Origin of the sequence: Paenibacillus sp. FSL H7-0737 (assembly GCF_000758545.1) — a bacterium.
Taxonomy (GTDB): Bacteria; Bacillota; Bacilli; order Paenibacillales; family Paenibacillaceae; genus Paenibacillus_AQ.
In genome coordinates this window covers 663,501-682,878 of sequence record NZ_CP009279.1, presented here as the reverse complement: position 1 = coordinate 682,878, position 19,378 = coordinate 663,501, and the positions used below count along the sequence as shown (strand labels likewise).

17 protein-coding genes are annotated in these 19,378 nt (G+C 46.7%); 5 read left to right on the top strand and 12 right to left on the bottom strand.

Features of this window, described 5'->3' with window-relative positions:
- Positions 1–108 precede the first annotated feature (108 nt).
- Positions 109–1,521, bottom strand: a complete 1,413-nt coding sequence (locus H70737_RS03085) for a polysaccharide deacetylase family protein (protein WP_042184689.1) — start codon at positions 1,519–1,521, stop codon at positions 109–111.
- A gap of 107 nt (positions 1,522–1,628) precedes the next feature.
- Between H70737_RS03085 and H70737_RS03080 the strand changes: the two genes are divergently transcribed.
- From H70737_RS03080 to H70737_RS03070, 3 genes are all read left to right on the top strand, one after another.
- Positions 1,629–2,297 carry a DedA family protein gene (locus tag H70737_RS03080; protein WP_042184687.1) on the top strand — a complete coding sequence of 223 codons (669 nt, stop codon included), beginning with the start codon at positions 1,629–1,631 and terminating at the stop codon, positions 2,295–2,297.
- Positions 2,298–2,480: 183 nt separating this feature from the next.
- On the top strand, positions 2,481–3,431 hold the full coding sequence (locus tag H70737_RS03075; protein WP_042184686.1) for a helix-turn-helix transcriptional regulator: 951 nt from the start codon (positions 2,481–2,483) through the stop codon (positions 3,429–3,431).
- A 91-nt stretch (positions 3,432–3,522) separates the two neighbouring features.
- Positions 3,523–3,834: a zinc ribbon domain-containing protein gene (locus H70737_RS03070; RefSeq protein WP_231573377.1), complete on the top strand. Its 312-nt coding sequence runs from the start codon at positions 3,523–3,525 to the stop codon at positions 3,832–3,834.
- 81 nt (positions 3,835–3,915) lie between these two features.
- Here H70737_RS03070 and H70737_RS03065 read toward each other — a convergent pair whose 3' ends face one another.
- On the bottom strand, positions 3,916–8,199 hold the full coding sequence (locus tag H70737_RS03065; RefSeq protein ID WP_081951018.1) for a 2-hydroxyacyl-CoA dehydratase: 4,284 nt from the start codon (positions 8,197–8,199) through the stop codon (positions 3,916–3,918).
- Between the two features lie 123 nt (positions 8,200–8,322).
- Positions 8,323–8,790, bottom strand: a complete 468-nt coding sequence (gene bcp / locus H70737_RS03060; protein ID WP_042184684.1) for a thioredoxin-dependent thiol peroxidase — start codon at positions 8,788–8,790, stop codon at positions 8,323–8,325.
- Positions 8,791–8,895: 105 nt separating this feature from the next.
- Between bcp and H70737_RS03055 the strand changes: the two genes are divergently transcribed.
- Complete coding sequence (locus H70737_RS03055; protein WP_042184683.1) at positions 8,896–9,948, top strand: LCP family protein; 1,053 nt, start codon at positions 8,896–8,898, stop codon at positions 9,946–9,948.
- A gap of 122 nt (positions 9,949–10,070) precedes the next feature.
- The gene (locus H70737_RS03050) at positions 10,071–11,387 is read left to right on the top strand and encodes a glutamate-1-semialdehyde 2,1-aminomutase (protein WP_042184681.1); all 1,317 of its coding nucleotides are present in this window, start codon (positions 10,071–10,073) and stop codon (positions 11,385–11,387) included.
- Between the two features lie 73 nt (positions 11,388–11,460).
- Here the strand turns inward: H70737_RS03050 and H70737_RS03045 are convergent, their stop codons facing one another.
- From H70737_RS03045 to H70737_RS03005, 9 genes are all read right to left on the bottom strand, one after another.
- Positions 11,461–12,081, bottom strand: a complete 621-nt coding sequence (locus tag H70737_RS03045; protein WP_042184679.1) for a hypothetical protein — start codon at positions 12,079–12,081, stop codon at positions 11,461–11,463.
- A 177-nt stretch (positions 12,082–12,258) separates the two neighbouring features.
- Complete coding sequence (gene def / locus H70737_RS03040) at positions 12,259–12,810, bottom strand: peptide deformylase (RefSeq protein ID WP_042193240.1); 552 nt, start codon at positions 12,808–12,810, stop codon at positions 12,259–12,261.
- 100 nt (positions 12,811–12,910) lie between these two features.
- Entirely contained in the window at positions 12,911–14,203 is a 1,293-nt protein-coding gene (locus H70737_RS03035) for a stalk domain-containing protein (RefSeq protein ID WP_042184676.1), read from the bottom strand.
- A 127-nt stretch (positions 14,204–14,330) separates the two neighbouring features.
- Entirely contained in the window at positions 14,331–14,591 is a 261-nt protein-coding gene (locus H70737_RS03030; RefSeq protein ID WP_042184674.1) for a hypothetical protein, read from the bottom strand.
- 15 nt (positions 14,592–14,606) lie between these two features.
- Entirely contained in the window at positions 14,607–15,491 is an 885-nt protein-coding gene (locus H70737_RS03025) for an inositol monophosphatase family protein (protein ID WP_042184672.1), read from the bottom strand.
- A 237-nt stretch (positions 15,492–15,728) separates the two neighbouring features.
- A complete protein-coding gene (gene uvsE / locus H70737_RS03020) occupies positions 15,729–16,736 on the bottom strand; it encodes a UV DNA damage repair endonuclease UvsE (RefSeq protein WP_042184670.1) in 1,008 nt (335 codons plus the stop codon).
- Positions 16,733–17,050, bottom strand: a complete 318-nt coding sequence (locus H70737_RS03015; protein WP_042123954.1) for a hypothetical protein — start codon at positions 17,048–17,050, stop codon at positions 16,733–16,735. The genes uvsE and H70737_RS03015 overlap by 4 nt, the downstream gene beginning before the upstream one ends.
- Positions 17,051–17,097: 47 nt before the next feature.
- Positions 17,098–18,189, bottom strand: a complete 1,092-nt coding sequence (locus tag H70737_RS03010; RefSeq protein ID WP_042184669.1) for a D-alanine--D-alanine ligase — start codon at positions 18,187–18,189, stop codon at positions 17,098–17,100.
- 22 nt (positions 18,190–18,211) lie between these two features.
- Positions 18,212–19,243: an amidase domain-containing protein gene (locus H70737_RS03005; protein ID WP_081951017.1), complete on the bottom strand. Its 1,032-nt coding sequence runs from the start codon at positions 19,241–19,243 to the stop codon at positions 18,212–18,214.
- Positions 19,244–19,378: the final 135 nt, after the last annotated feature.

The following is a 19,378-nucleotide window of genomic DNA, read 5'->3' as shown; positions in this document are numbered from 1 at the left end:
TCATAGACTTGTTCCCAGCTCAGGAACTTATTACTATCTATTCTTCCCATGAAAAAGGGTGCCCAGACATTTGTTTTTTCTTTTTACTAGACAGCCTCAGCTCTTCTTTCAGAATGTTTTTACCCGGCGTTCTACTTCATTAACGCTTATATTAAGCGGAGGATGACCTGTTGTCTCCAGCAGTTCTCGTAGCGATACCCAGATCGATCCACCAATCATTTCTACCCTCGCATCGATTGTCTTTTGACCCTTATCAGGATGGTTTAGAATCAATTGTTTGTTCATTACATCGGCAATGACCGCTTTCCCGTTCCAATCTATTTCTCCACTTCGGCTATTCACATCCCAGCTAACTCGCCCTCCAAGCCGTTCAATTACAGCACGAAGCGGAACCATATACTGTCCATTTCGCACGGAATATTCCCCGGGATTCAGCTTCGTCTCCAGCTTTCCTACCTCCAGAATCAATGGCTTTCCAGGCGCAAAGAGCTCCGCATTCGGTGTGATATTTGAGGCGACCCAAGCTTCTGAAGGCTTTTTCCGCCCCAAATTAGTGGCTTTTGCAGAGACTCTAAATTGTACAGGTTCTACCGTTTCATCCAATAGGCCAAAGTCATATCCAGCCGCCTTATAGCGTGCAATAATGTCCGGCAGCGCTTTGACGCTCTCTTGATGACCGCCACCATCATGTAGCAGCAAAATAACCTGGGAAGACTTCATATCCATTGTGGATTCCTTCAAAATTTCTGAGGCTGGCACGCCTTTCCGTTTAGAATCGCCGCTATCCACCGTCCAATCCATCACCTTATAACCTGCTTGCTTCAATAAATTGAAATAGGTATTATCAAAATGATCATAGGTTCCACCTGGGGCGCGGATAAGCTGTGGCCGAACCCCTGTAATCCCCTGAACAACCTCTTCAGTCTGTTTAATTTGATTCCAAAATTCCGTGAATCCACTATATAAATCATGGTAATTATGATTATAGGTATGATTGCCAATCGCATGGCCCTGTTCCCATATGGAGTCGATGAGCTCAGGATGGCTTTTCGCTTGATTACCAAGAACAAAAAAGGTTGCCTTCACACCTTCCTGATGTAAAATTTCAAGTACATTGAAGGTGTTATCGCTAGGTCCGTCGTCAAATGTAATATAGACTGTTTTTTTAGATTTTTTGGCTGCTATGATTGCAGAACTCTTTGTCGAAACCTTGGATATTTTCTCTACCCCATTAGCTTGAGGGAGTTGATTCACAGTAAGGGCCGCACTTGAAGAGGAGTGAACTTCCGGAGATGCAGAAGCGAGGGGTTCTACTGCAGATGGCAAATCTTGCATCGTCGCTGCGGTAAGCTTATTCTTAACAGATACAGACTCCGCGCTAGCGGGCTGCAAGGATCGGAGCTCCCATGAATTCAAGTTTTTCCCTATACTCCATCCGAGCATTACGATGAATATTACAACCATAACGAGCAATCCGCTTATCAACTTTCGGCGGCTGTGTGCGCTTTTATTACCCTTCATCTTCTCTACCTCCAGCATTCTATTGGCTTAAAAGCCATCTGGTAGATTGTATGAAGACAAGCTGTAAAATAGAATAAGGCAACTGCCTCTTGGAGAGTGACAATCTTATGGAAATGCTGAGTTTTATACAAGAATTATTCACTAAATATGGATATAGCGTATTATTCTTTGGATTACTTCTCGAGTTCGTTGCCCTGCCCTTTCCCGGAGAGACCACTATGGCGTTTGCCGGTTTCCTTTCCTATACTGGGAGACTTGATTTCTTTACGCTAATTGTAGTTGCTTTTGCAGGCACCACAGCTGGGATGACCCTCACCTATTTTGTCGGATTAAAAGCCGGTATGCCCTTTATCCAGCGATATGGAAAATGGTTTCTATTCTCACCTACTAAGCTAGAAAAAACACAGAAATGGTTTGAGAAATACGGAAGCTTTCTAATTTTTATCGGTTATTTCATTCCAGGGGTACGGCACTTTACAGGTTATTTTGCTGGTATTATCGCGCTTCCCTTCCGTAAATTCGCCCTATATGCTTATAGTGGAGCCGTATTCTGGGTAGTACTGTTTCTTAGCATCGGAAAGGTGTTTGGTCCACAGTGGATGGGCATCTTCCATTTGTTCGAGTCATATGCGCTTTGGATTATTTCTGGTGGTGCAATAATAGCAGCTCTTGTGATCATTTACCGTTATCGCAAAAACATTGGTGCCCGCCTCTTCCCTGGCAAAGCTGCCACTCGGATTCAGGCACAGATTAAAAAACCTTCCAAGGAGCGGTGAATTCACCGCTCTTTTTACTACGTATCAACGCATACCCTGCCAACAGTATAGCAATTACAGAAAACCCTGCTCCCCCAGCAAAACCCAGCGCCCGAGGCTCCATCCATGCTTTATTTTCAAGAATTTGCTAAGATGTAGTACATCATTACATAACGAAATTATCCGAAAAGGAGGGCTCTATTTTTGAAAATTGATCGATTGCTCTCTATCGTCATTCTATTAATGAACCGGCGTCTCATTCAGGCGAAGGAGCTCGCCGACATGTTCGAAGTGTCCGTGCGTACCATTTACCGTGATATTGAAAGTATTAATGGGGCTGGAATTCCTATCGTCACCTATCAGGGATCGGGTGGTGGTATCGGCCTTATGGAAGGCTACCGGTTAGACCGCAATGTATTGACCGACCGCGAGCTGGCTGATATTTTTTCCGCTCTGCAAAGCGTCTCCTCTTATGGAGGAACTGAACACACTCTGCTCATGGAGAAGATCAGTAGCGTAATCCCGCCCTCACAGACCGCCGCTTTCCGAAGCAAAACGACCCAGCTTATCATCGATTTCTCTCCTTGGGGTCTTCAGCCTATCCTAGAAGAGAAGATTGCAACTCTAAAAGAGGCGCTGGAAGAAAACAGAACTGTGGCCTTTGATTATGTCAATGCCGAGGGGCAGTCCAGTCAGCGTTCTGTCGAGCCCTATACTTTAGTCTTAAAAGGACAAGCATGGTACTTGTATGGTTACTGTCTGCAACGCCAGGATTTCAGATTATTCAAGCTGCATCGTATGAAAGGACTCGTTAAAGAAAAACGGGAGTTCATTAGAGAAGATAGGGACATGCATGAGCTGCCCTGGAGCACTGATTATCAGCGAGTGACTTCAACCTCAGTAGTGTCGCCAATCCTTCTGCACTTCACAGCTGAAGGCAGACATCTAGCGGAAGATCGCTTTGACTCCACTGAGCTTCAACCGGACGGACATGGTGGATATAATGTGTCCATCCATTATCCCGAGGACGGATGGCTCTATGGTTTCTTGCTCAGCTTCGGAACGGCTTTAGAAGTGCTAGAGCCGGAACATATTCGTCAGAAGCTTGGAGAGTTGGCTCTTGGGGTTGCCAAAAAATATGCAACCTCGCTTTAAACCTGACGGTATGTCGTCAGATTCATAGTTCTATAATGTACTTAAAGCGAGTGCTCATAAGCTTCGCATACTTTTAAAAGGAGTGCTGTATATGAATCAAGAGCATGTAGGGCAAATGCAAGGCGAACCGAAATTTTGTCAAAGCTGTGGGATGCCTATGCCTACGGAAGATTTACTTGGAACGAACAAGGAAGGGCAAAAGATCGAAGATTATTGTGTATACTGCTATGAAGATGGAGCATTTAAACAGCCTGATATTACGCTGCAAGAAATGTCTGACATTTGTACAGGCTACTTGGTTCAAGAAGGAATGGATGAGGCTGTCGCCCGCAAATTACTCGCCGAACAGCTGCCTCATCTGAAACGATGGAGAGGCGTAGCCAGCTCTCCTTCAACAAACTAATAATCAGCACAAAAAAGCGGACCAAGTGAATTCTTGGTCCGCTTTTTATAGGCACTTCGTTTATATGTTACCTTTTTAAGCTCAGGTCAAACTGTAGGAGCCTTCAAGTAGGGGCTGCTGCAGCGGTTTAAGTGATGGTTCTAAATCAGACACAGCATTCCCTTCATGACTGCTAGCAATCGACATCATCAGCTTGATTCGATTCGCTTGGTTAACTACACTAACTCCAGCATCATAATCAATGGCGACGATATTCGCACCTGGATACAACTCCTTAAGGCCCTTAATCATCCCACGCCCGGTAATATGATTGGGCAAGCAGGCGAACGGTTGAATACAAGCAATATTATTCACACCATTATCCAGCAGATCCATCATTTCTGCAGTCAGGAACCACCCCTCACCCATCTGATTTCCTACGGATACCAGTCGGCTGGCCTTCTCAGCAAGACCATAAATATTTTCCCGTCCTTTAGCCAGTCCGGCATCCTCAAGAGCTATCTTTATCGGCTTGCGATAAATCTCCAGATAGGAGATCAACATCGGATTAATATATCCTAGCCGTTTACTTTTACCGAATTGCTCGGCTTTGTAGATCGGATTATACACGCAATAAAAGATGAAATCTAAGAAGTCTGGCATTACCGCTTCTCCACCCTCCGCCTCAATCATCTCGATGATGCGGTTGTTGGCGTCCGGATGAAATTTAATCAGGATCTCTCCAACAATGCCTACTCTTGGTTTAGTAGCACCTGTAACGGGCAGCTTACAAAAATCGGCTACAATTTCACGAATCAGACGTTTATATTCTCGGAACGAGAAGTTGACTAGGCTGACCTTACAGCGCTCCATCCCCTTACGGAATAAACGCTCAGCACTCTCTGGAACGACCTCATACGGCCTAAAATGATTTAGCAACCGCATCATTAGATCACCATAGCAAGCCGCAGCGATCAGCCGATTTGCCAGCTTAAGACTGATTCGGAAGCCTGGCTGGTTCTCCATTCCAGAAGCATTCAGCGAAATCACAGGAATCTGTTCTAGGTCTGAATCCTTTAGGGCTTTGCGGAGCAAAGAAATATAATTCGTCGCCCGGCAGCCACCGCCCGTCTGTGACATGATTACAGCGGTACGATTCGGATCATAGTCCCCACTCTTCAGTGCCGACAGAATCTGCCCTATCGTTACAATAGCGGGATAACATGCATCATTGTTAACATATCTAAGGCCCTCTTCCGTCTCTTCAGGCCCAGTGGTTTCAAGAATCTTGAGACGGTATCCCGCATCGCGGAAGACCTGTTCAAACAATTCAAAATGAATGGGCGACATCTGCGGCGCAAGGATCGTGTACGTTTCTTTCATTTCCTTCGTGAATGCTACATTAGCCTGTATTTTAGGCGGCTTCTGTGGCAGCACCTTTCCTTTTTCCCGTTCGCGCATCGCTGCCAGCAGTGAACGCAGCCGAATGCGCGCAGCGCCAAGGTTACTAATCTCATCGATTTTGATCAGCGTATATACCTTGTTATGCCTTTCCATAATGTCTTGTACGGCATCACAGGTGATCGCATCAATCCCACAACCGAAGGAAGTCAATTGAACAAGCTCCAGGTCGGTTCGGACTGCGGCAAGACGGGCTGCGCGGTACATTCGGGCATGATAGGTCCACTGATTAACTACCGCCACATCCCCTTCACTTCGGTCCAGATGGCAGACAGAATCTTCTGTCAGCACGGCGAGTCCCATACCGGTAATCATATCTGCAATGCCGTGATTAATTTCAGGATCCGCATGATAAGGGTGACCACAGAGAAGTATTCCCTTGTTCCCAGTGCTGGCAAGATACGCAAGCGTCTCTTCACCTTTGGTGCGCACATCACTTTTGGCGCGGTCAGCTTCAGCAAGTCCTGCCTGCACAGCATTCGCAATCTCTTCTCTCGGAATCCCTGTAAATGTCTTCACGAGTCCCTTAGTCAGCGCAGATCTATCGTCGAAGGTCAGAAACGGACTGACCAGCGTGATTCCATTATCCTTTAGGCCATCCATATTGTTGCGAATGACCTCAGGGTAAGAGGCGACCACCGGACAATTGAAATGATTATCCGCTGCTTCATCTTCCTTCTTCTCATACACTACGGCAGGATAAAAAATAAAATCGACGCCTTTACCGATCAAGCTCTGCACATGTCCGTGCGCCATCTTTGCAGGATAGCAGATCGATTCTGAAGGAATCGTATCCATCCCACTTTCATAGAGCTTCTTGCTTGATTTAGGAGAGAGAATTACCCTGTAGCCAAGTTTGGTGAAAAAAGTGTGCCAGAACGGGTAATTCTCGAACATATTCATCGTACGTGGAATACCGACAGTGCCCCGTGCTGCACCTGCCTCAGGTAATGCTTCATAGTCAAAGAAGCGTTCATACTTATACTGCATCAAATTTGGCAGTACATTCTTCTCTTTCCTGCCTCCTGCACCACGTTCACAGCGATTGCCTGTAACGTAGAAGCTCTTGTCCGGGAACCGACTGATCGTTAACGCACAGTTATTTCCACAGCGGCCACAGCGACCTGAAGATACCTCGTACTTAAAGTTGGCTATTTCCTCCGGTCCAAGCAGTGTACTTTTTCCGTCAGCCCCTGCTTGCTCACGGGCAATCAGTGCACAACCGTACGCTCCCATAACGCCAGCAATATCCGGTCTGACTACCGTTCTCCCCGTTAGGCGCTCATAGGCCCGCAATACGGCTTCGTTATAGAAGGTGCCGCCCTGAACAATAATATTCCGCCCTAAATCCTCAGGGTTGCGAATTTTAATTACTTTTTGCAGGGCATTCTTAATTACGGAATAGGCAAGACCTGCCGAAAGATCAGCCAGCGACGCACCTTCCTTCTGAACCTGCTTCACTTTAGAATTCATGAATACCGTACAGCGGGAACCCAAATTAACAGGTTTGACTGCTTCCAGCGCTGACTTCGCAAACTCCTCGATACCTAATCCGAGCGCAGAAGCAAAGCTCTCCAGAAAAGAGCCGCAGCCTGCCGAACAGGCTTCATTGAGCATTAGACTGTCGATAGCACCGCCGCGGATCTTGATGCATTTCATGTCCTGTCCGCCGATATCCAGAATAAAGTCTACCTCCGGCATGAACTTAGATGCGGCCTTGTAGTGAGCAACCGTCTCCACTTCACCGCCGTCCGTCCATAAAGCGGCTTTGATTAACCCCTCTCCATAACCTGTTACATAAGAACCTGCAATATAACAGCCTTCCGGTAGAACCCGATACATTTCCTTCAGTGCCTCACTGACAGAATACAAGGGATTCCCCTTGTTGCTGCCATAAAAGGTATGTAGAATTTCGTCAGCAGAGCCGGTCAATACGAGTTTGGTTGTTGTTGACCCCGCATCGATCCCCAGATAACAAGGGCCACGATACACAGCCAGGTCTGATCTGGCAGCAGAAGCTTTACCATGGCGCTGACGGAACGCAGCAAGCTCTTCGGGGTTCTCAAACAGCGGTGGTAATTCAGCATCCGCTGCCCGATCCGCTGTAAAATCCACAGCCGCTATTCGCGCGATCCAGCCTGAAAGCGGCAAAATAGTAGGATCCGCTTCAGAGAGTGCTGATCCAATCGCTACGAAATACTGCGACCGCTCGGGGAAAAGAATATCTGACTCCGCAAGTTCAAGCGTCTCCGCAAAACGCTGACGCAGGGCTGGCAGGAAGGTTAGCGGTCCGCCAAGGAAAGCCACCCGTCCGCGAATCGGACGTCCGCAAGCGAGACCGCTGATCGTCTGATTAACAATACTCTGAAAGATTGAAGCCGCCACGTCCTCCCGGCGGGCCCCCTCGTTTAATAGCGGCTGCACATCGCTTTTGGCGAATACACCGCAGCGTGAAGCGATAGGATAGATTCGCTCATGCTTCTCTGCCAATGCATTTAAGCCCGCTGGGTCGGTCTGTAGCAGTGATGCCATCTGATCAATAAATGCTCCCGTTCCTCCCGCGCAAGCCGTATTCATACGCTGCTCAATGCCGCCTCGGAGATAGATGATCTTGGCGTCCTCACCCCCCAGTTCAATCGCCGTATCGCATTCTGGAATCAGCTCGCCTATCGCCTTTGTACAGGCGATCACCTCCTGAACGAACGGTACGCCTCCCAGTTTGGATAAAGATAAGCCCGAGGAACCGCTTACAGTAAGGGCTGCGCCTCTCTCAGGAAATCTGCTCTGTACATCAGATAGAAGAGAGAGGGCTGCTTTTTTTATATCGCTATAATGTCTTACATAGTCCTGATAAACAATAGTGTTACACTCTATAACAACCACTTTCGCAGTAGTTGATCCGATATCAAGGCCAATACGCAGCATTATCACTACACCACCTCGTCTTGCTCCAAATTTGAAGCAATTATGAGGAAACTATATCATGACAACACCTTATGAAAGCTGTTAAAAATGTAACAGACTTTTACAAAAAGTTATTAACAAACTTTATGATTTGGAAATCCCTGCTATGGCAGATGCTACATGACCCTTCACTCGTACTTTCCGCCATTCTTCCACTAAGATCCCCTGCTCATCGATCAGAAAAGTAGAACGTACAATGCCCATGAATTCTCTACCATAGAGCTTCTTAAGCTGCCATACACCGAACATTTCACTGACCTTATGATCCTCATCAGACAACAGTGGAAAGGGTAGACTGTTCTTCTCCGTAAATCTCATATGCGAAGCCAAAGGATCTGGACTGATGCCTAGAACAACCGCACCAAGCGTAGTAATCTGATCATGGGCGTCCCGGAATTCGCAGGCCTCCTGCGTACAGGCTGGTGTCATATTTTTAGGATAAAAATATAAAATGACCTTTCGGCCCAGGTAATCACTTAAACTAACCTCTTGCCCGTTGGAAGACGGAAGAGTGAAATTCGGTACTTTTTGTCCAATAGCTACTACGTTCAAGTTATATCCACTCCTTCTTGATATTGGAGGATCGAGCATGAATTGCGCGTATCCCCAAAAGAAATTATAATGTAGAGAATGTGAATGCGAAAGGAAGAACGAGAAATGCCACCTAGAAAGAAAAGGCACGCAAAGACTGGTAAGTCAAAAAAGAAACCGCTGCTTTGGACACTGGCCATTATACTCCTCCTTATTATCGGTGGAGCCATTTACTACTTTACATCCATCTACACTGAGCTTGGCAGCATGTCGAACACCGAGAATTCACCATTTAAGAATGCTGAAACTGTTGATGTCGACACGCCAGAACCTCCAAAATGGGAAGGTACAGAGCCTGTTAATATACTGCTAATGGGCGTAGATGCCCGCGGTGTCAAGAAGGGAGAAATTCCTCGTTCTGATACAATGCTCGTAGCCTCACTTGATCCCGTGAAGAAGAAAATCAGCGTATTCTCAATTCTTAGAGACACTTACGTTCCGATTCCAGATCACGGCGAAAAACGTATTAATTCAGCTATCATTTATGGACCTAACACGGCGATGCAGACTGTAAGCGATCTGCTCGGCATCCCGATTCAATATTATGTCTACACGGACTTCCAAGGATTCATCAAGCTAGTAGATGCCGTTGGTGGTGTAGATTATGAAGTCGAGAAAGATATGGTGTACAAGACCATTGCAGATGGTCCCGAGTATGACATTGATCTTAAAAAAGGATATCAGCATCTCGACGGTAATAAAGCTCTGCAATATGTACGTTTTCGACATGACGCTACCTCCGACTTCACTCGGACCGAGCGCCAGCGTGCTTTTCTCAAGGTTGTGGCTGACAAGCTGATCAAGACCACATCCATAATCAAGCTACCGAATATCCTGTCTCAAGTTACGCCTTATATCGAAACTAATCTGACAGTAAATGATATGTGGAAGCTTGCAACCGTTGGGTACGATAGTACCATGGGCGGTAGTGAGCAAATTCCGCCAATGGATCTGCTCAAAGAGGAAACTACAAGTGACGGATCGCAGGTTATAGGCATTCGCAGTGAGAAAAAATTAAAGGAATTTGTTCAGGATACCTTAAATGGCCCTGAGCCAACGCCTACACCTTCAACTTCACCAGAGACTACTTCAAATAGTAATACTAGCGGAACCCAATAAAGATCTGACAAGCAACGTTCACAAGTAGACACTACAGGCAATGGTATAATACGGGCGGACAGCGGAAACACCGTTGTTCGCCCGTTGCCATGAGCACCAACAATCGAAAGGATGATCACATTATGAATCGTTCCACATCTGAGCAACTTTATCACGAAGCCCTTCAACATATCGTTGGAGGTGTAAATAGCCCTTCCCGCTCTTTTAAAGCCGTTGGAGGCGGAGCACCTGTATTTATGAAACGTGCCAGCGGATCTCACTTCTGGGATGTAGATGGCAATGAATATATCGACTATCTCCAAGCCTATGGACCGATCATTACCGGCCATGCTCACCCACATATAACGAAGGCAATTACCACTGCAGCTGAGAATGGTGTTCTTTACGGAACCCCAACAGAGCTCGAAATTAAGCTTGCTAAAATGCTTAAAGAAGCTATTCCGTCTATGGATAAAGTCCGGTTTGTCAATTCCGGCACAGAAGCGGTTATGACTACCATTCGTGTCGCTCGTGCTTATACAAAGCGCAGCAAAATCGTAAAATTCGCTGGCTGTTATCACGGCCACTCTGATCTAGTGCTCGTAGCAGCAGGATCCGGGCCTTCTACGCTTGGCATTCCAGATAGTGCCGGCGTTCCTAGCAGTATTGCACAGGAAGTAATCACTGTTCCTTTTAATGATCTGGAAAGTCTGCAAGAGGCACTAGAAAAATGGGGCGAAGATGTCGCCGCTGTAATGGTTGAACCGATCGTCGGTAATTTCGGTATGGTGATGCCGAAGCCCGGATTCCTCGAAGGGCTCTGCAAGCTGACTCATGCTAACGGCTCACTCGTTATTTATGACGAAGTCATTACGGCCTTCCGCTTCCACTATGGTTCCACACAGACATATGCAGGACTGGATAACCATGAAGACATTACTCCTGACCTTACAGCACTCGGCAAAATCATCGGTGGCGGTCTACCGATCGGCGCGTACGGCGGACGTAAGCATGTGATGGAACAAGTAGCCCCACTAGGACCGGCATACCAAGCGGGAACAATGGCGGGAAATCCTGCTTCCATTTCCGCAGGGATCGCCTGTCTGGAAGTGCTGAGCGCAGAAGGCGTATACGATGAGATGGAACGGCTTGCGATCCGCCTTGTCGGCGGTCTTCAGGAATCTGCTGACCGTCATGGCATTCCACTGACGATCAACCGCATCCGTGGTTCATTCTCTACTCATTTCTGTAAGCATCCAGTTACGAATTACGATGAGGCACAGGATACAGATGGCGAATTGTTCGGTAGCTTCTTCCGGCACATGTTGAACCGAGGGATTAACCTCGCCCCTTCGAAATATGAAGCTTGGTTCCTAACGACAGCACATACCGATGCAGATATCGACGCTACGCTGATTGCAGCAGAAGAATCATTCCGCGCTATGGCGGCTGAGAAATAAGACGTTATTTACAGCCACTAAACATACTAAAACCTACCACCAAGCTTCTGGTGGTAGGTTTTTTGCATAGGCACTATTCGAAATCAATTTGCTTGTCCAATATAATCTCTGTCATGGCAGGTCGAAACATTTGGTCTCCTCCGGGTATTAAGGCAAATTGAACCGTATCCAGATCCGCTGGCAGCGGTGGCGAGACCAAGAACTGCATTTGTGTATGAGCTCCCCCTCCGTGACCTCCATGCTGCTGGATTTCATAGGCTGCCTCGCTCAAAATCTCCAATGTTAGAGCCGGTTTAAGATAAACTTGCTCCACTGTTTCTTTTAAATACTTAATCTCCACAGTAACTATACTGAGCGTTTCATACTGCATAGCATGTGTAAGTGTATACTCGCAATCTTCGAGGACTGTCCGCTTCACAATTGGAAGTACGCCGAGCAGTAAACCGGGCTCTTCCCAATATTTCCGTCTGGGCACAGCCTCATTCAGACTGTGTATATACTGTACAATCTGAGAAGTGTCCATCTCGAATCTAGTTGACCATTCCTCAAGGAGCTCACTTTCGGGGGAGAACCGTTTTTTGCCTGTTATAGCTTTACGTTCCTGAATCAGAGTCAAAATCTGCTCATCAATCTTCTTAACCTCATCATTATATTCGTTGACCACGCCTCTTATTGGCATTCTACCCCAACCCATTTAATAACCTCCTTCTTATAATAAAGTTACTTTCTACCCATTAGCTATATGGTACCTCCTGTGGATTAATTTGTAAAATATTCGAAATCTTTCAATCTTGCAGATAGCAAAAAAAAAGCATGTACCCCTCAGCTTTATGCTGCAAGACCACACGCTTTATGATTCAGAGATTTTCTTTTACTCGTACAAGTTACGGATTTCCACTCCCTGAGGAAGCTTGAATGGATTTTCCTTGTTGATTCGGTCGTAGAACATGATCCCATCGAGATGATCAATCTCATGCTGGATAATGATGGCTTGGTAGCCCTTAAATTTAAGGACCACTTCCTTCCCCTCAAGATCATATCCCTTTACCTTCACAGATTCATAACGAGGTACAAAACCATGCACCGGCCGATCAACGGACAGACACCCCTCGCTCTCCGGTAAGTACACCATGGTTAGTGAGTGACTGATGATCTTAGGGTTAACCCAAGCATGCTCTACAATCCTCCCTCTCTCGTCCGTAGAATACATCACGAACATACGCTTCAACAGTCCGATTTGATTCGCCGACAGACCTACGCCAGAGCGTAAATTGTATTCTTCGGAAATCTCCGGGTCCTGGCTGTTCTTCAGAAACTGAAGCATACATTGCAGAGTCTCACGATCCTCCTCCTGTAGAGGAAGCTCCACTGGTTGAGCTACGGTACGAAGTACGGGATGACCTTCCCGTACAATATCATCCATAGTGATGATATATTCAGCACTAAATTTTGAACTAGACAATATTCCATCCACCTTTGCCTTACGGGCTTAATTTAAAGTACCTATGATATATTATGCAGATTTATGGATTTATGAAAGCCGTTCGCAGTTTGCTACTATAATTAACATCAAATCCAAGTCCGGTAGCCAATGCGGCAAGGGGAAGATAAGTTTTATCTTCTTTGCCTACCTTTTGCAGAAAAGCAGGGGTATCAATGGCTACATTCTGTCCATTCACCTTAATAAATTTGCTACCGATCGTGATTACAACAGTCCGTCCACCGTATTCAATAGTCGCACTGGAGGTCTTATTATCCCACTTTCCGTTAGCGCCTACGGCATTTAGAATATCTTTAAGCGCCAAGAAGTTCTGACCATTCTTAAGGATGGGCTTATTCGGCGTATTTAACTCTACACCCTTTACAACAATCGACATCGGTACAGTATCCGTAGCCATCGCCGCTACAGTGGGAATGCGGTATTCCCCCCATTGTAATTCAGCAAATACTTTTGCAATGGTCTCGTATCCAAGCTGCGTAGGGTGAAAATCCGCTTGTCCTGCCCCGATAATATGCGTGAGTGATCCCTCTGAGCCGGCAAACTTTGCCGCTACATGAGCTACTACTACCTTTGCTCCCTCTTGATTCATACTTGCAGCCACACGATCTGCCGAATCCGTAAATTTCGCTGCTGCGGTCATCAATTTAGTGTACATCGCACCAAGAGCGATCTTAGGAGCAGGCTGGTATTGGTCAGCCAATATAATTGTTGCTTGAGGATTTATCGCACGAATATTCTCAAGACTCGCCTTCACATTCGTATTGTAATCCGCTAGCTTCTGCTCCAGCTGAGATTCAAAATCTGTATCTGTCAGCTCCTTCACCTGTAAGAAAAGACGGCTTACATCATTCCCGCCAATTGTAATCGTAATCAGATCGGCTTCCTTCAGCTCTGATGCGATCTGCGGGGTTAACTTTACGAATTGGTCAATCCGCGGATCTGGAAGACCTGACTGAATACCTTCAGCGGTAATCGCTGAGCCGTCCTTGATGGCTCCAGTGTAATTACGTAATCCAGCAGTGGTCAATCCAAGAATACCATAATTGGTAAGCTCGCTCCGGCCATGATACCACCCCTGCTCCAGTAGTCGCTCCGCATAACCGTAAGGCTTGGTATTCACATCCGTCATTCCCGGCTCGTATCCGGCAGTAATCGAATCGCCAAGAGCTACGATGCGAAAGACATCCTGACTTGCATCTTGTGTTATAGACGTGTCAGCTGCATTTGCCGATCCGGCACCTACGCCAATCAGCACAGATAACAAAAGCATACTGCTTGTGCTAGCTGCTAAAATTCTTCTCCACTTGCTTAGCATCGTATCCCTCCCAAAATGTTCTAATTCTCATTCTACCATCCCTGATAGCAACGCAAAAGAGCGGCCTCCCATATTCGGGAAACCGCTCTGAACATGACAATTATTATCACAGCTAGAAACGAATGTCTTATTCTTTATTTGAATCCTCTTGTGAATTTAAATGTTTCCCGGCACGTTCCAGATATTTATCATAACGATCGTCTAGTTCATGTCCAATCTTACGATACCGCAGCGTCTCCTCCACAATAGGATCCATTGTGGTCTGGATACGAATTTCATACTTCGGAGAGATCTCACGGATTTCTTTAGCTGTACGGTCACCCTGTTCCATCTCACCATCAACCAACATTTCACTTAGCTTGCGTTCCAGATCATCCTTCTCGCTCATGATGCATCGTCCTCCCTAAAGCTTATATCCTGTTGCTTCAGCATTCTTCAGTGACGAAACCAAATATTCGTGAATATGACCATTACTTGCTACTATATGACGAGTGCCAATATCGTATGGACGCCCAAGCGTATCCGTAATTCTGCCCCCTGATTCAAGCACTAGCAGTACTCCTGCTGCGCAATCCCAAGGGCTTAAGCCTACTTCCCAGTATCCATCTACCCGACCTGCTGCCACATAAGCCAAGTGTAGAGCAGCTGAACCTCCTGCGCGAATACCACGAATCTGCGGAAGAATGCTCTGCAGTCCTGCCATATTTACAGGTTGCGCAAATTCACGGTCCGGCGGAAAGCCCATTGCAATCAAGCTGTCTCCAAAAACGTCCTCCGTAGAGACTGCGGTAGGAACACCATGCATGTAGGCTCCCTTACCTTTTTCAGCAACGAACATTTCATCACGAATCGGATCGTAAATTACCCCCACTGTTAATTCTCCACGAATCACTAAAGCAATGGAGACACAGTAAAAAGGAAATCCGTGTACAAAATTAGTCGTACCATCTACAGGATCTACAATCCACAGATATTCATGCTCACGAGCTTCTTCCAATGCAGCGGTTGCTGCTGCTGCTCCCGGGGAAACGCCTTCCTCACCGAGGATCGCATGATCTGGATAATGTGTCAGGATCAACCTGCGAATCATCTGTTCAACGCCTTTATCTACTTCCGTGACCAGATCCTGTGCCGATGTCTTTGTATTAAGTTCCTTCACCAGGCCCTGTCTGCTTTTTATCCATTCTCCTGCTTTGGCAGCAGCATTAATGGCTACCGCCGTATGTCCCTTGCTTGTTACTACATAGGGTTCACGTTCTTTCTTACCCTCTGGTTTTAAAGGACTCATATCTTCACTCCGCTTCCTTGAACATAATCGCCATTGGCATGAAATTTAAAGCAATCCTATTCACAATACCGTTCACTACGCCAAAACGTTCTCAAAGTTCCGCCATAAGGGATACCCATCTCCATATTCCCTTGAATGTTAATCGTAATAAAGTTTCATTCAACGTACCCTATTTCAAGTTACATATCAAGTCATGATAGGGCCCGTATTCGGGACCTATCGCCTTATTTTCATTGTTTAAGGTTCGATATTCACACTTGCCCCATTTAATACAGAAATTCCGTTACCGGCATCAGCCAGCTCCTTCATCGCTTCCATCAATCCAAATAACGCACCATCTTTTAGTTTTGCCTCAATCATAACATCGACTGCAGGGGTATCTGCAGCTATCCGCTTTAAAAAAGCTACTAATGGCGCTGGCTCCACACCATCTGCATGGCTGCGTGGATCAGACGGACTGCGCGGACTAGATACATGAATCTTAGGCGGGAAAAGCTCTCCAGATGGAACATCCTTCTGTGCAAGCTCGCTCCGCCATGTCTGCTGAATATCAGGCCACAGCTCCCAAGGGAGCTCTCCTTCATTATTCACCCATTGATGGTGAATATCCAGCACCATCGGCAGGCCTACGTTCTGGCAGACTGCCAGTGTCTCCGGGGCTGTGAAGGTCTTATCATCATTCTCCAGCGTAATACGTGCCTGCAGCGCTGCTGGTAGCTCGCGGAACTGCTTCTCAAACCGCTTGGCTGCCACCGGCTTGTCCCCATAGGCTCCGCCAATATGAATATTGTTCTTCGCCATGGCAGGAAGTCCCATGGCATTCAGCATGTCCGTGTGGTGCTGCAAATCCCGGATGGAACTTACTAGCACCTCAGGACGGGGTGTACTAAGCACTGTAAAGTGATCTGGATGAAAAGACACCCGCATCCCATGCTTTTTCACATATTGCCCCACTTCCGCGAATTCCTCAGCGAGCGCAGCAAACGGATTCCAATCCTGTAAATCAGGATGCGTCGCCAAAGGAATCAACTTGGAAGTGAGACGGTACACGAAGATGTCCGAACCCACATTATGCTTCATTAGTCGCAGCGTATTGTGCAGATTCATCCGAGCGAGGTTCTCCAAACGCCGAAGTGCCGCTTCACGGTCATCCAGCTTCTTGAAGGAGGCCATCGTCATAGTCTTGGATGGTGAGCAGTCTTTGATAACGGTGGACATCGCTACATATCCAAATCGGACAATCATCCCTGCGCTCCAAAAAACATTTCATCTGCTAGTGCAGTTTGCACTTTTGATTCTTCTTCATTCAATTTACGCACGAGTTCCATTTCGACCGCTGTAACCTCATGCCCCTGAAAATTAATCTCTGCAATCGAGGCTGAGATTTTGACGATCGCTACAGCTACATTCTCAGGTGTGTAGGCAATCACCTTCTGACCCGTCGGATACACGCGAAAGCCCTGCTTCACCATTTTGGTACGCCCATACTCCAGCAGCTCGTACAGCTCTTGTTCATTCTTGAACTTACAGACGGAATTGAATTCAGTTTGAAAACCCATATTTTGTCGCCCCTTTCCAGTCGGGATGAACCCGCTAGTAGCTTCAATTACTCGTTATCATACTTAAGACCTTGTTTGAAATTATAGCGCTCTAAAGCTAACTCAATCATACGGTCTAACAGAGCTCTATAGGATACACCTGTCTCACGCCACAATAGCGGATACATGCTGTAAGGAGTGAAGCCAGGCATCGTATTCACTTCGTTAATTAGAATTTTACCATCCGATCTCCGCAGGAAGAAGTCCGCCCGGGTAATCCCGCTACCCTCAATCGCTCTAAAAGCGGTTATCGCGGACTCTCGCAAACGATCAGCAACTTCAGAATCGACTGGCGCAGGAATCATCATTTGCGATTTACCGTCCGTATATTTAGCTGCGTAGTCATAATATTCTCCAGAAGAAACGATTTCACCCGGAACAGAGGCCTCTGGCTCATCATTTCCGAGCACACCGACCTCTACCTCACGAGCATCCACGAATTCCTCAATAATGACTTTGGTGTCATAACGGAAGGCGAAATCTATAGCTTTTACAAGACTTTCCTTATCAGAAGCCTTAGAAATACCTACACTTGAGCCCAGATTAGCAGGCTTTACGAATACTGGATATCCCAGTTTATCCTCTACACCCACAATCAACTCATGGCTTTTTCTTTTCCAAGCGCTGATGTTAAAATAACAATATTCACACTGATCCAGACCTGCATCAGCGAATAGCTTCTTCATAACAACCTTATCCATCCCTGCCGAAGAGGCAAGAACACCAGCCCCAATGTAAGGAATATTCGCCATTTCGAACAACCCTTGAATTGTTCCGTCCTCGCCATACGTGCCGTGCAGCAGTGGGAACATAACGTCCACCGCTTTATCCGCACCGGATAGTCCACTAAATACTACATTCAGGGCTGTGCCCATATCTTCCGTTGCCTCTGAAAGCTTGAGCTGCTCTACCTCACTATAAGGTGCCGATAACGTCTCTCCGACTTTCCACAAGCCCTGTTTTGAAATATAAAACGGGATAATCTCATATTTATCGTAATCAAATGAGTTCATCACGGCAAAAGCCGTCTGTAAAGATACCTCATGTTCTCCGGATTTGCCCCCGTACACCAGCCCTACGGTTAGTTTTGCGTTCCCCATACCTTTATAACCTCTTTCTGTCTTATAAATAGTCGTTAATATGAAAAAAACGGTATTTCGTTTGATCCGTCCATGCGTAGGAATCACGATAGTCCCAGAAGCGATGACGACTGCTAACTGTACGTGCATTCACAAGCGGCATGCCACCAGCATCAAAGGCTGTGACGATCGTGCTGTGCTGATATTGCCCGTTACCATCCCAGTCATATTGAATGATATCGCCCAGCATCAATTGCTCCGGCCGCTCCATGACTTCCGCACGCAAGCCACTGCTCCGGCTAACGCTCAAATAGCGCTGCAGACTGTCTGATACAGCCCAGCTATAACTCCACCATTCTTGTTTTCCTTGGTAGCCTTTGTACCACCAACCCGTTTCTCTTTTACCAGTATAGTTGATAGGCGCGCCCCCTGCAAAGAGGCATTGGGAGACATAATTCGTACAATCTACCTCAAATGTTTCGAACTCCGGATTCCCGTCTTTCCACCAACGATCGGCATAAGCCACCGCTTCTTCACGGTTGTAGCGAACCTCTCTTGAGCCCGAGATCTCACCAAGAATATTCCGGTTTAGAAGGGGCTGTGATGGCAGCGGAGCAGGCAAAGCTTCCCCCCATTTGGACAACCTGCCTGATAACTCCACCTCAGCTCTATGAACTGTATTCCTTTCGGGAATGGTTCGTTCTATAGCAGCGATTTCCCAACCCCCTCCGTCCCGCACAAAGGTCAGCCGCTCCAGCTCAACTCTATCCTCGCGGTGGTTAACGCCTCCTTTTTCATAATAGAGTGCACTATGCAGCGTAACCTCTGCTACCACCTCAGTCGGAGTCTGCCGGACGGTCCGTAAAGTCTTTACACCTGTTTCCCCACGCAGCGGAGTGATCCCACGAGCGGTATACCATTCAGCGATACGGCGTGAACGTTCCCCTTGCTCCACCAGAAAACGTGGATCTTTAACGGATACGGAAACTGTTTGCGATGAGGACTTAGGTTCCACCTTGGCCTTATTCACTTGATCTACATATACATATAGACTCTGCTTCCACTGTTGTTCCATTATACTCGCACCCCTTCATTCCCTTTTAACTGCTGCTCTATGTATATGAAAGGAAACAGGCCGCTATACAGATCGCTTCAATTTACATGGTAGGGCATATGCTTTGCTTATAGCTTACGTTTTAGAGGTAACTCT

Bases quoted from the DNA above. Each gene is read 5' to 3' on its own strand.
- H70737_RS03085 (WP_042184689.1), bottom strand. From the start codon at position 1,521: ATGAAGGGTAATAAAAGCGCACACAGCCGCCGAAAGTTGATAAGCGGA.
- H70737_RS03080 (WP_042184687.1), top strand. From the start codon at position 1,629: ATGGAAATGCTGAGTTTTATACAAGAATTATTCACTAAATATGGATAT.
- H70737_RS03070 (WP_231573377.1), top strand. From the start codon at position 3,523: ATGAATCAAGAGCATGTAGGGCAAATGCAAGGCGAACCGAAATTTTGT.
- H70737_RS03065 (WP_081951018.1), bottom strand. From the start codon at position 8,199: ATGCTGCGTATTGGCCTTGATATCGGATCAACTACTGCGAAAGTGGTT.
- H70737_RS03055 (WP_042184683.1), top strand. From the start codon at position 8,896: ATGCCACCTAGAAAGAAAAGGCACGCAAAGACTGGTAAGTCAAAAAAG.
- H70737_RS03050 (WP_042184681.1), top strand. From the start codon at position 10,071: ATGAATCGTTCCACATCTGAGCAACTTTATCACGAAGCCCTTCAACAT.
- H70737_RS03045 (WP_042184679.1), bottom strand. From the start codon at position 12,081: ATGGGTTGGGGTAGAATGCCAATAAGAGGCGTGGTCAACGAATATAAT.
- def (WP_042193240.1), bottom strand. From the start codon at position 12,810: ATGGATGATATTGTACGGGAAGGTCATCCCGTACTTCGTACCGTAGCT.
- H70737_RS03035 (WP_042184676.1), bottom strand. From the start codon at position 14,203: ATGCTAAGCAAGTGGAGAAGAATTTTAGCAGCTAGCACAAGCAGTATG.
- H70737_RS03030 (WP_042184674.1), bottom strand. From the start codon at position 14,591: ATGAGCGAGAAGGATGATCTGGAACGCAAGCTAAGTGAAATGTTGGTT.
- H70737_RS03025 (WP_042184672.1), bottom strand. From the start codon at position 15,491: ATGAGTCCTTTAAAACCAGAGGGTAAGAAAGAACGTGAACCCTATGTA.
- uvsE (WP_042184670.1), bottom strand. From the start codon at position 16,736: ATGATTGTCCGATTTGGATATGTAGCGATGTCCACCGTTATCAAAGAC.
- H70737_RS03015 (WP_042123954.1), bottom strand. From the start codon at position 17,050: ATGGGTTTTCAAACTGAATTCAATTCCGTCTGTAAGTTCAAGAATGAA.
- H70737_RS03010 (WP_042184669.1), bottom strand. From the start codon at position 18,189: ATGGGGAACGCAAAACTAACCGTAGGGCTGGTGTACGGGGGCAAATCC.
- H70737_RS03005 (WP_081951017.1), bottom strand. From the start codon at position 19,243: ATGGAACAACAGTGGAAGCAGAGTCTATATGTATATGTAGATCAAGTG.